General features: G+C 48.8%; 10 protein-coding genes and 1 pseudogene. 10 read left to right on the plus strand and 1 reads right to left on the minus strand.

From position 1 onward, the window contains the following. Positions 1-2 precede the first annotated feature (2 nt). Positions 3-1229: an ABC transporter permease gene (locus MUB35_RS25130; protein WP_033142861.1), complete on the plus strand. Its 1227-nt coding sequence runs from the start codon at positions 3-5 to the stop codon at positions 1227-1229. A 107-nt stretch (positions 1230-1336) separates the two neighbouring features. On the opposite strand, the gene MUB35_RS25135 is transcribed toward MUB35_RS25130, so the two are convergent. Beyond that, positions 1337-2173 (minus strand): aldo/keto reductase, encoded by an 837-nt coding sequence (locus tag MUB35_RS25135; protein WP_033142862.1) that lies wholly within the window; start codon positions 2171-2173, stop codon positions 1337-1339. Positions 2174-2373: 200 nt separating this feature from the next. Between MUB35_RS25135 and MUB35_RS25140 the strand changes: the two genes are divergently transcribed. From MUB35_RS25140 to MUB35_RS25180, 9 genes and pseudogenes are all read left to right on the plus strand, one after another. Beyond that, complete coding sequence (locus MUB35_RS25140) at positions 2374-3519, plus strand: exonuclease SbcCD subunit D (protein WP_244807025.1); 1146 nt, start codon at positions 2374-2376, stop codon at positions 3517-3519. Beyond that, positions 3516-6122 (plus strand): SbcC/MukB-like Walker B domain-containing protein, encoded by a 2607-nt coding sequence (locus MUB35_RS25145; RefSeq protein WP_244807026.1) that lies wholly within the window; start codon positions 3516-3518, stop codon positions 6120-6122. Before MUB35_RS25140 ends, MUB35_RS25145 begins: the two co-directional genes overlap by 4 nt. Before the next feature lie 125 nt (positions 6123-6247). Beyond that, positions 6248-6589 carry a cobalt transporter gene (locus MUB35_RS25150; RefSeq protein ID WP_018597545.1) on the plus strand — a complete coding sequence of 114 codons (342 nt, stop codon included), beginning with the start codon at positions 6248-6250 and terminating at the stop codon, positions 6587-6589. A 3-nt stretch (positions 6590-6592) separates the two neighbouring features. After that, complete coding sequence (locus MUB35_RS25155; RefSeq protein ID WP_033142865.1) at positions 6593-6775, plus strand: CooT family nickel-binding protein; 183 nt, start codon at positions 6593-6595, stop codon at positions 6773-6775. Between the two features lie 95 nt (positions 6776-6870). Then, on the plus strand, positions 6871-7788 hold the full coding sequence (locus MUB35_RS25160) for a methylenetetrahydrofolate reductase (RefSeq protein ID WP_033142866.1): 918 nt from the start codon (positions 6871-6873) through the stop codon (positions 7786-7788). Positions 7789-7825: 37 nt separating this feature from the next. Further along, complete coding sequence (locus tag MUB35_RS25165) at positions 7826-8596, plus strand: ATP-binding protein (RefSeq protein ID WP_033142867.1); 771 nt, start codon at positions 7826-7828, stop codon at positions 8594-8596. Between the two features lie 60 nt (positions 8597-8656). Further along, positions 8657-10549, plus strand: a complete 1893-nt coding sequence (gene cooS / locus MUB35_RS25170) for an anaerobic carbon-monoxide dehydrogenase catalytic subunit (protein WP_033142868.1) — start codon at positions 8657-8659, stop codon at positions 10547-10549. Positions 10550-10573: 24 nt separating this feature from the next. Beyond that, positions 10574-11341, plus strand: a complete 768-nt coding sequence (locus tag MUB35_RS25175; protein ID WP_033142869.1) for an ATP-binding protein — start codon at positions 10574-10576, stop codon at positions 11339-11341. A gap of 22 nt (positions 11342-11363) precedes the next feature. Beyond that, positions 11364-11872, plus strand: a pseudogene (locus tag MUB35_RS25180) (acetyl-CoA decarbonylase/synthase complex subunit alpha/beta); the annotation flags it as partial.

The following is an 11872-nucleotide window of genomic DNA, read 5'->3' on the forward strand; positions in this document are numbered from 1 at the left end:
CTATGGCACAGTTAGCAGAATACTTGAAGATGGCTCTGCAGAATATCAGGGCAAACAAAGGCCGCTCCCTTCTGACCATGCTGGGAATCATTATAGGTATCTCCTCTGTTATCACCATTATGTCAGTGGGTTCCGGATTTCAGGGTGAGATGAACCGGCAGCTCAATTCCATTGCCGGGGGACAGATCTGCATTTATTCCAATGAAGAGGGGCTCAAGCGGGAGGAATATATGAACGCGGATGATTTCGCTGCGATCGAGCAGGAAATCCCCGGAGTGACAGGAACTTCCCCTATATTTTCCGATTCGGGTACGACCCAGTCCTCAAAGGGCCAGTTTGATCTGTCCGTTACAGGCGGAGGAACGGCCCAGCAGGAGATTTCCAAGTGGAAAGTGGTAAGCGGACGCTATTTTAACCAGAGTGATATCGATACAGGAAATAAAGTTTGTGTGATCAGTAAAAAAGATGCCATTTCCCTTTTCGGCACAGATGATGTTCTGGGCATGAATCTGGAATTCAGTGTCTACCAGAGCACTGTGGACTTTACCATCATCGGAATCGTGGAGCAGGAGAATCTGGGAAATATGGTTTCCGTGGATTATGGGGATGTGAAAAGAATATCCGCGGATATTCCTTATACGGCCATGGAGAATTTCGGCTATGACACTTCTGTGACCAATTATCTGTACATCACCACAGACGGCAGTGCAGATACCGGTCAGGTGGCAAATGATGCCATTGCGCTGCTGAACCAGCGCCACTACAGTCAGGGAAAGAATTATTATGACATGGAGGACTTCAATGACCAGATGAAGCAGATCAACTCCATGCTGAACATGATCACAGGATTTATCGCCTTAGTGGCAGGAATCTCCCTGCTGGTAGGCGGCATCGGTGTCATGAACATTATGCTTGTGTCCGTGACGGAGAGAACAAGAGAGATTGGCATCAGGAAATCCCTGGGAGCCAGAACCTCCTCTGTTATGGTCCAGTTTTTGGCGGAATCTGCCATTATCGCCTGCATTGGCGGTGTGATCGGCATCATTATCGGTGTGCTGCTGGCCTATGCGGTCTGTTCCATACCTACCCTGGGATTCGCACCGGGAATCAAGGTGTCTACAATCCTGATCGCAACCCTGTTTTCATCAGGAATCGGTATCCTTTTCGGCGTATACCCTGCCAGAAAAGCAGCGAAGCTGAGTCCCATCGAAGCGCTCAGAAGAAATTAAAAGAAATGAACAAATGAGAAGAAAAAGTACCGCACAGAGTGATATCAAATACTCCTGCGGTACTTTTTGTATGGGGAAAACCCCGGTATGTATGATGTTTTTGGATATCAGTCCTTATAGTAGGGAATCATATCCTCAGGGATACCGGCAGTGCGCTGGTGGGCATCCATAGCAGTAATGGCATCCATCTCCTCACGGGTCAGGGAAAAATCAAAGATTTCCGCATTTTCTCTGATGCGTTCTTTGTGTACGGACTTGGGAATGACGGATATTCCCTGCTGGACTGCCCAGCGAAGTCCGATCTGTGCGGTAGTCTTCTGGTATTTTCTTCCGATCTCCAGAAGAAGCTGGCTGTGGAGATAGGCACCCCGGGCAAGAGGCGCATAGGCCTGTACCGCAATATTGTTCTCCCTGCAGTAGGACAGAAGCTCCGGCTGGTTGAACAGCGGATGGAATTCCACCTGATTGACTGCGGGTACCACGTCAGAGACTTTTTTCAGCATTTCCAGGTCATGTATGTGGAAGTTAGAGACGCCGATAGATTTCACACGCCCTTGTGTCTGGAGCTTTTCTAGAGCTTTCCAGGTGTCTGTATAACAGCCGGGCACAGGCCAGTGGATCAGATATAAATCCACATAATCAAGTCCCAGGCGCTCCAGACTTCTGTTGAAAGTATCTTCCACGTCGCCGATTCTCTGTGCGGTATTCCATATTTTCGTTGTAACGAATAATTCCTCTCTTGGTATGGTAAGAGCCTTGATTCCGCGCCCCACGCCGTCTTCGTTTTTATAAACAGAAGCGGTGTCTATGAGACGGTAGCCGGCATCTGCGGCATCTGCGATCGCTTGTTCCACCTCGTTCTCACCGACGGCTTTGTAGACACCCAGACCCAGAAGCGGCATCTGGCGGCCATCGTTCAGAATGATTTTTTCGTTGAAAGACATAACAGTCCCTCCTTTAAATATTACCTTATTTCAATCCATGCTCACTGTGTTATTTCTGCCGGATACTTAGACAGTTTACCATAGAAATGTGAAATATTTACTCCGAATTTATTAACTTTTTAATAAATCCGTGCTACTATTATAAGAAGTGCAAGCTAAAATGCAACGAAATGCCAAAATATGGCAGTGGAGGATATCGAATGAAATTTTTTCATATGGCGGATCTGCACCTGGGAAAAAAGCTGCTTGGGGAGCCGCTGTGGAAAGAACAGCAGTATATATTAAGCCGTGTTGTGGCCATGTCTGATGAGGAGAAGCCGGAAGCTGTTTTGCTGTGCGGGGATATTTACGATAAGTCCATTCCCTCCTCGGAGGCTGTGGGGCTGCTGGACTGGTTTCTGGAAGAATTGTCCGTCCGTGGGATACAGACATTTTTGATCAGCGGCAACCACGACGGAGCCCAGAGGCTTCAGTTTGCCAGCGGGATCTTAAAAAAAGAGGGGATTCATATTGCAGGTACGTTTAAAGGGGGGCCGGAACATATTGTGCTGAGTGATGCGTTCGGCCCGATTCATGTGTGGATGCTTCCTTTTCTGCGGCCCGGTATGCTCCGCCCATTTGCGGAGGAAATTCCGGAAACTTATGAGGAGGCCGTGAAAACCGCACTGCATGGCGCGGTGCTTCACAGGGAAGAGCGGAACCTGCTTCTGGCACATCAGTTTGTCACGGCAGGAGGCAGAAAGCCGGAAATCTCCGATTCGGAACAGCGTTCCCTGGGCGGTATCGATCAGGTGGATGCCTCAGTCTTTGGAGTATTTGACTATGTGGCGCTGGGGCATATCCACAGACCGCAGAAAATGGGGGATGTAAAGATACGGTATGCAGGTTCTCCCCTGAAATATTCTTTTTCTGAATGGAATCAGACAAAGTCCGTGACTGTGGCAGAGCTCAGAGAGAAAGGAAGTCTGTCCGTCAGGAAGCTTCCACTGGAACCAAAAACAGAGATGGCTGTCCTAAAGGATACCATGGAGGCCCTCGCTTCGGAAAAATACAGGAAATACAGAGAAGGATATTATCTGTCCATAGTCATGACCGATGAGGAGACTCTGGAGCATCCGATGGAGAGGCTTAGAAAAATATTTCCTGGTATGCTGGAATTTGCCGTCGAAAACCGCCGGAGCAGATCCGGTGGCATATCGGGCAGTGCAGAGCTGCAGTGTCTGAAAAAAACACCCCTTGATCTGTTCGGGGAATTTTATGAAAAACAGAATGGGATTCCCATGTCTGACACAGAACAGGAGCTGCTTGAAGAGGTGATCAAAAGCATGGAAGAGGTGGGAGTATGAGACCGATAGAGCTGGAGATGGAGGCTTTTGGGCCTTATGCGGGCAATACCTGTATCTCTTTTGAGAATTGTCAGAGAGCAGGGCTGTTTCTGATCTGCGGTGACACAGGAGCCGGCAAAACGACAATCTTCGACGGCATTGCCTTTGCGCTGTACGACGCAGCCAGCACGGAAGTCAGAAAGCCTGAAAATCTCCACAGCGATTATGTGGAGGAGAAGGCCATGAGCAAAGTGCGTCTGCTGTTTTCCCACAAAGGAGAGCAGTATCAGGTGACCAGGACGTTTAATTTGAACAGGAAGCATGAAGCGCTTCTGGAGTGCCCGGACAAAAGTGTGCTGACGGGAAGAAGGGCAGTGAACCAGAAGCTGCAGGATATTCTGGGGCTTGATTACAGGCAGTTTAAACAGGTTTCCATGATTGCCCAAGGTGAATTCATGAACCTTCTGCTGGCAAAAAGTGACATGAGAAGCGAGATTTTCCGGAAAGTATTCGACACGGAATTCTATAAAATCATCGCGGACCGTCTGAAAAGCATGAGTATGCAGCAGCGGGAGGAAGAAAGGCTGAGGGAAGAGCGCCGCAGGCAGGTCCTGGAGTCCTGGGATGCGCTGCATCCGGAATGTACACTGGGGGACAGGGAAAAAGAGGATATTTTCGCGGTTCTTGACAGCCGTATCCTTTCCTCCCGGGAAAAGGAAAAGAGCAGCCGGAAGGAGGAGCAGCGCCTGGAAAAAGAAAAAAACAGAGCCCTTAAAAATCTGGAACGGATACAAAAGGATAACGGAGAACTGAAGAACCTGGATGCCCTGAGGCGGGAGCTGGAAGGGACAAAAGTGCAGGCCGGACAGATCAGAGAGCTGGAAAAAAAGCTGTCTGAGGGGAAGAAGGCAAATCTTTATATCAAACCTCTTGCCGAGGATTGTGCAGCGAAAAAAAAGTTGGAAACTGACGAGGAAGTGCGTATAAAGGAACTGAAGTCTCAGACAAGGGAACTGGAACAGGAGAAAAAGGCACTGCTTATCCAGGCAGCCGCTGCGGAGAAAGAAGAGAAGCTCAGCGCAGAGATAGCAGCGCTGGAAGAACAGCTTTTGCTTTACGGGAAATGGCAGCAGGAGGCTGAGGTCCTTCTGAAACTGGAATCACGAAAGGAAGAACTGCTGGAAAGTGCAGAGAAGCAGATCACGGCACAGAAGGAGCAGGCAATCGCTTATGAAACCTACAGGGAGGAATTTTTCAGAAGTCAGGCAGGCCTGCTGGCCAGGGACCTGGAAGAAGGAAAACCCTGTCCCGTATGCGGCTCCAGGGTACATCCGGCAAAGGCTGCCTGTGAAAAACAGGAGCTGAGCGAGGCAGCGCTGAAAGAGATGGAGGCACAAAAGGAGAAGACATCTGCAGAACTGCAGAGGACCCTGACAGCCCTTGCGGAGAATGAGAAGGAATGGCAGACCAGAATGGAGCATCTGCGCAGGGAAGAGGTACTGGCAGGTAAAAAAAGCGGTGCTGCCATGCAAAAAAAAGCCTCCTCACTGATAAAAGAGACAAACGCGCGCCTGGAGAGAAAGAAGGCGAAAAGCCGCCCGGGTCTTCCGTCCCAAGAGGCGGTCAGGAAAAGACTGGAGGAGAATGCGCAGCGCCGGGCAGCCGCGGAAAGAGAGACACAGATCTGTGAAAAACGAGGAGCCAGGCTGGCAAAGGAAAGAAAAGAGGCAGAAGGAAAGCTGCTTCTGGAAGTAAAACAGCAGAAGTTTCCAAGCAGGGCAAAGGCCATGGAGGCATGTCTGGACAGAGAAGAGCTGGACCGTATGGAGAAAGAAACACAGGCATATGAAAATCATGTGAGGGACCTGCAGATCAGGATCAGGAGCCTGGCGCCTTCCCTGCGCGGAAAGAAACTGTGCCCGGAGGAGGAGGTACGGGAACAGATACAGCGGGCGGAACAGCAGCTGAAAATTGTGCGTAATAAACTCCGGGAGGAGTACAGTGCTCTTGAAAGGACAAAAGAGGTGCGCAGACAGCTTCAGGTATTGTTTGAGGAGAGCAGCAGGACAGAGAAGACCAGGCTGGCTCTGCAGGGCCTTTCTGACACTGCCTGCGGCAGCCTGAAGGGAAAGCCGAAGATATCCCTGGAGCGCTATGTGCAGTCCGCTTATTTCCGTATGATCACCCAGGAGGCCAACAGGCGGCTGGAACACATGTCTTCAGGCAGATACGAACTGCTCGTGCGGGAGGAAAAGGAAAATCTGCAGTCCAGGTCCGGCCTGGATCTGGATGTCTATGATTACCATACCGGCAAGGTGAGAAGCATCCGTTCCCTGTCCGGCGGAGAGAGCTTTCAGGCAGCGCTGAGCCTGGCCCTCGGTGTCTCCGGGGTCATCGGGCAGTTTGCGGGTGGCATCCGGGTGGAGACCGTGTTTGTTGACGAGGGTTTCGGCAGTCTGGATGAGCAGTCTTTGGAGACTGCGGTGGAGACTTTATCGGCTCTTTCCAGGGAGGACTGCCTGGTGGGAATCATCTCCCATGTGCCGGAGTTAAAAGAGCGTATAGAATGCAGGATAGAGGTGGAAAAAAACAGGGGCGGAAGTTCCGTGTTTTTCACCGCTTGAACCTCTAAAAAAACATAAGAATAACTTGATAAAAAAGCCGAAAGCATGTATAATGAATTTATTGATAAATTATTGTCATTTACTGCGCCCAAAAGCGGGAAAAGCAGTAGGGAAAGGATGGAAAAATGCATTTAATCAACGACGAAAATGGCAACATGGTTCCTCACGGACATGACCATGAGCATGACCATGTTCACAGCCATGAACACAGCCACGGCTGCAGCAGCTGTTCAGAGGGCGAATGTGGCGGAAATTGTACAGAGGAAGTGGTAGCACTTTTGAACTATATGCTTTCCCACAACGAGCATCACGCACAGGAGCTTGATCAGATGGCAGATAATCTGTCAAAGCTTGGCATGGAAGATGCAGCCAAGACCATCAAGGAAGGCGTTGCTGATTTCCAGAAAGGAAATATGCGTCTGGGCCTGGCACTGACACTGGTAAAAGAACATTTGAAGGAGGCGTAGGCTATGTGTCTTGCAACTGTACAGAGAAGCGATGACAACACGGTCATCTGCAGAAATGTGAGCAGAATCGACGTAGATGGTGAAAAGCTTATCATACGTGACATCATGGGCGAGGAGCGAACCATTATCGGTAAAATATTAATGGTGGACCTTGCAAACAGCCTTGTTAAGCTGGACTGCCAGTAAGCAGCAGAAAAAGTATGGAGGACTTTCTGCTGTGCCAACACACGATTTTAGGGCTTCGGCCTTAAAAATAAATAAACAAAGCGGAGGTAGTAACTATGAAATTATCTGAAGCAATGAAGAACAAAATGCTCCTTTCATTTGAGCTGTTCCCACCAAAGACAGACAAAGGTATGGAAAATCTGCCGGGAACGATCGAGCATCTTTGTAAGTACCAGCCGGAGTACATTTCCTGTACATACGGTGCGGGCGGAACCAATGTGGGCAAGAACATGGATGTATGTAAAATGATCAAAGACGCCGGAACCATCCCGGTAACACATTTTACATGTATCGGTAACACCGCAGAAGGAATCAAAGAACAGCTTCAGAATTACCTGGACAATGGCGTAGATCATATGCTGGCACTTCGCGGCGACCTTCCATTCGGATGGACAGGAACCGGCGGAGATTTCGCTTACGCAACAGATCTGGTAGCTTATGTCCGCAAAGAATTCGGCGATAAGATCGAAATCGCTGTAGCAGGTTCACCGGAAGGACATATCGCATGCCGCAGTCTTGAATCTGATATCGCTGTCCTGAAACAGAAACAGGATAACGGTGCTGACTACATCATGACTCAGCTTTGCTGGGATATGGAGCAGTTCAAACGCTGGCTGGATGCCATCCGTACTGCAGGCGTTACAATGCCGGTTGACGTTGGAATTATGCCGATTCTGGATCAGGCTGCTACAATCAATATGGCACTGTCACGTAATGGCTGTGTAATGCCGCGTAAACTTTGCGAGATCATCTCCAAAAACTGGATCTTCCCGAATCCGTTCGACAAAGATCCGTTCGACGCTGCTGTTGATGAAAAGAAAGCAGCATTCAAAGAGGCAGGTATCGAGTACACGATCAGACAGATCGATGAGTACCGCGCACTGGGCGTTAACGGTATCCATCTGTATGCTCTGAACAAATGGAAAGACGTATCTGAAATCATTGACAGATGCGGTCTTCGCACACTTGTTTAAAATGTATTAAAATCATATTTTAGGAGGTGCCCTTTTCATGGCACATGTAATTGCAATTGCCGGCAAAGGCGGCGTAGGCAAGACGACCCTGACAGGCCTGATCATCCAGTATCTGGCTGAAAAAGGCAGGGGACCGATTCTTGCAGTAGATGCAGATGCGAATTCAAACTTAAATGAAGTCCTGGGCATGGAGCTTGAGGCAACTCTGGGCGATATCCGTGAGGAAGTGGCCCGTGCGGAGATGTCAAAGGAAAATCCCATTCCGGCCGGAATGACAAAAGCTGATTATATGGAATTCAAGTTTGATGATGCATTGATTGAAAATGATGATTATGACCTGCTTGTCATGGGACGTACCCAGGGGAAAGGCTGCTACTGCTTCGTGAATGGACTTCTGCAGGCTCAGCTTGCAAAGCTGCAAAAGAATTATCCATATATCATCGTGGACAATGAAGCCGGTATGGAGCATATCAGCAGAGGCGTTCTTCCCAGTATGCAGACAGCGATTCTGGTCAGCGACTGCTCCAGAAGAGGTGTTCAGGCAGTGGGCAGGATCGCGGAACTGATAAAAGAATGTGACATGCACCCGAAGCAGGTTGGGCTTATCATCAACCGTGCGCCGGGCGGGGTACTCAATGCGGGCACAAAAGAGGAGATAGAGAAACAGGGCCTCACCCTTTTGGGAATCGTCCCGCAGGATGAAACTGTATATGACTTCGACTGCGACGGTACACCCATCGTGAAGCTTCCGGAAGATTCACCGGTGAGAAAAGCGATCAGGGATATCGTGGACAAGCTGGAGTTATAAAACCGGGGAAGCGGACCCGGATAAAAAAGCAAAAAGAGGCGAAAAACAAGGAGGATATTCATGAGTGAATTCAAATTAACCACAGTAGAAGAATTTGAAGCTGCTACTGCACGTCTCCTGGAAACAGGTGCAAAAGTCGGTGCTGACGCTTGGCAGTTCCGCGTAAAAAATCAGACACCCCATTGTAAATTTGGTGAAGAAGGCGTTTGCTGCCGTATCTGTACAATGGGACCATGCCGTATTACAAAAAAAGCTCCGAGAGGAATCTGCGGATGTGATGTACACGGTATCGTAGGACGTAACTACCTGAAATTTACAGCAGGCGGTTCTGCAACACACTCTGACCATGGCCGTGAAATCTGCCATACCTTATATGAATCTGCAGCTGACGGCTGTTATAAGGTAAAAGATCCGGATAAACTGATCCGTATCGCAAAAGAGTGGGGAATCGAGACCGAAGGAAAAGATATCTATGATCTGGCACACGAAGTTGCTGAGACAGGTCTGATGGAATACGGTAAACCTTTCGGAACTCAGAGATTCTTAAAGAGAGCACCGGAATCACAGCAGGAACTGTGGGAAAAGAATGAACTTGCTCCAAGAGCAATCGACCGCGAGGTTTCCTGTTCCTTACATATGAGCCACATGGGATGTTCTTCCAAACCGGAAGCACTGGTAAAACAGGCGATCCGTGCAGGCTTAAGTGATGGATGGGGCGGTTCCATGATGGGAACAGAGTTCTCAGACGTACTGTTCGGAACACCGAAGCCGATTGAGACAGAAGCAAACTTGGGCGTTATGGTTGAGGAGAATGTCAATATCGTTGTTCACGGACATGATCCCAGTCTTTCTGAGATGATCTGTGAATTCGCAGATGATCCGGAAATGATCGCGTACGCAAAAGAGATGGGTGCAAAAGGCATCACCGTATCCGGCGTATGCTGTACCTCAAATGAAGTTGCAATGCGCCGTGGTATTCCTATGGCCGGTAACTTCCTGCAGCAGGAAAACGTTGTTCTGACAGGTGCTTGTGAAGCGATCGTCGTAGACGTACAGTGTATCTTCCCGGCACTTGGTCCTTTGAGCAAATGTTTCCACACAAAATTCATCACAACTTCTCCGATTGCTCAGATGCCGGATTCTGAATTTATCAGATTCGATGCTCACACAGCAGGCGAGAAAGCAAAATTAATCGTTAAGACAGCTATCGAGAACTACAAAAACAGAAAACCCGAACTGGTACATATTCCGCAGATGAAACAGAAAGCAACTGTTGGATATTCCACAGAAGCGATCGTAAAAGCTCTGGACGGCGTAACCAACTCACAGGTAGATGAGCTGGGAACCACAAAACCGTTATTAGAGTGTATCACCTCCGGTGTTCTCCGTGGTGCTGTTGCAATGGTTGGATGTAACAACCCGAAAGTTCGTCCTGACTTAGCTCATATTGAACTTATGAAAAAACTGGTTGCTAACGATATCATCATCATCGCTTCCGGATGTTCTGCACAGGCGGCTGCAAAAGCTGGTCTGATGGACAAGAGAGCGAAAGATGTCTGCGGCGCCGGACTTAAGAGAGTTTGTGAACTGGCTGACATTCCGCCGGTACTGCACATGGGCTCATGCGTAGATATCAGCCGTATGTTGGTTCTGGCAGCTACATTGGCAAAAGACGCAGGTCTGCACATTTCCCAGCTTCCAGTTGTTGGCTGTGCTCCTGAGTGGATGTCTGAAAAAGCAGTTTCCATCGGTAACTATGTAATTGGTTCCGGTATTGATACCTTCTTAGGTGTTGACCCGTACGCTGCAGGTTCCAGTGAAATGGTTGAAATCCTGACCAACGGAACAAGAGAATGGGTAGAGGCTGCATTTACAGTTGAAAAAGATATTGAAAAACTGGGCGATGCTATGATCGCAAGAATCGAAGAGAAGAGAGCTGCTCTTGGAATCTAATCTTTATCAGGAAAGGTGAATGACATGAAAATTGCAGTAACAGGAAAAGGCGGCGTTGGAAAGACTACTTTTGCTGCGACGCTGGCGCGTTTATATGCGGATGAGGGAAGAAAGGTGCTTGCTGCGGATGTGGATCCGGATGCGAATCTGGGGCTGGCACTTGGGTTTGATGATGAAACTCTGGATTCCATTGTTCCCATTACTAAGATGCGGAAGCTGGTGGAAGAACGTACCGGGGCCAATGAGGAAAATCAGTTCTACCGGATCAATCCAAAGGTGGACGATATCCCGGATACATATTCCAAAGAAGTGAACGGAGTCAAGCTGCTTGTGCTTGGTACTGTGGAAACCGGCGGCGGCGGTTGTGTATGCCCGGAGCACGTCATGCTCCGCAGGATCATCAATAACCTGGTGCTTCACAGAGATGATGTGGTGATCATGGATATGGAAGCCGGATTGGAGCACCTCGGCCGGGGTACTACCGAATCCATGGACCAGTTCATTGTGGTCATTGAACCGGGTGCCAGAAGCGTACAGACTTATAAGAACGTAAAAAGGCTGGCAAAGGACCTGGGCGTAAAACAGGTTCGTGTTGTAGCCAACAAGGTTCGGAACGAAGAGGATGAAGCGTTTGTGAAGGCGCATATACCGCAGGAAGATTTGCTGGGATTCATTCACTATAACACCGAAGTGATGGATGCGGACCGTCAGGGTAAGTCTCCATATGACTTCAGCAATACTGTAAAAGAGGAAATTACAAACATTAAAAACATAATCGACCAAGGATTATGAGAAGGTCAGGAGGAAGAGAACATTGACATTATTTGAAACCGTATTTAGTGGAAATGACGCTGTCTATGGATTAACAGAAGGCGCTATTAATGCTGCAATCGAACAGCACGGTGCTGACAAGGCTGTCAGCTTCCCGAACACCGCTTACTGCTTACCATGCTACTATGCAGTGACAGGCGTGAAGGTTAAAACTTTAGGAGAATTAAAAGAAGCTTTAGGTGTAGTGAAAACTCTGATGACAAGAGAGATGAGATTAAATGACGTATTTATGTCAGGTGTAGCGACCGCTCTCTGTGCAGAGTTCATCGAAGTTCTGAAATATATCGACGGCGCAGAGCCGTATACAGAGCCCTGCTACGGACATCTGGCAGATGCTGTGATCCGTGAGCTGGGTGTACCCCTTGTAACCGGTGATATCCCCGGTGTTGCTGTTATCCTGGGAAGCGCTCCTACAAAAGAGGAAGCAGTTGCCCTGGTTAAGAGCTATCAGGCACAGGGTATCCTGGTAACACTGGTCGGCGGTGTGATCGA

Source organism: Blautia sp. NSJ-175, assembly GCF_022867815.1.
GTDB lineage: Bacteria > Bacillota > Clostridia > Lachnospirales > Lachnospiraceae > Blautia > Blautia celeris.

Excerpts from the sequence above, each read along its gene's own strand:
- MUB35_RS25175 (WP_033142869.1), top strand. The coding sequence starts at position 10,574 with ATGAAAATTGCAGTAACAGGAAAAGGCGGCGTTGGAAAGACTACTTTT.
- MUB35_RS25130 (WP_033142861.1), top strand. The coding sequence starts at position 3 with ATGGCACAGTTAGCAGAATACTTGAAGATGGCTCTGCAGAATATCAGG.
- MUB35_RS25135 (WP_033142862.1), bottom strand. The coding sequence starts at position 2,173 with ATGTCTTTCAACGAAAAAATCATTCTGAACGATGGCCGCCAGATGCCG.
- MUB35_RS25150 (WP_018597545.1), top strand. The coding sequence starts at position 6,248 with ATGCATTTAATCAACGACGAAAATGGCAACATGGTTCCTCACGGACAT.
- MUB35_RS25140 (WP_244807025.1), top strand. The coding sequence starts at position 2,374 with ATGAAATTTTTTCATATGGCGGATCTGCACCTGGGAAAAAAGCTGCTT.
- MUB35_RS25155 (WP_033142865.1), top strand. The coding sequence starts at position 6,593 with ATGTGTCTTGCAACTGTACAGAGAAGCGATGACAACACGGTCATCTGC.
- MUB35_RS25160 (WP_033142866.1), top strand. The coding sequence starts at position 6,871 with ATGAAATTATCTGAAGCAATGAAGAACAAAATGCTCCTTTCATTTGAG.
- cooS (WP_033142868.1), top strand. The coding sequence starts at position 8,657 with ATGAGTGAATTCAAATTAACCACAGTAGAAGAATTTGAAGCTGCTACT.
- MUB35_RS25145 (WP_244807026.1), top strand. The coding sequence starts at position 3,516 with ATGAGACCGATAGAGCTGGAGATGGAGGCTTTTGGGCCTTATGCGGGC.
- MUB35_RS25165 (WP_033142867.1), top strand. The coding sequence starts at position 7,826 with ATGGCACATGTAATTGCAATTGCCGGCAAAGGCGGCGTAGGCAAGACG.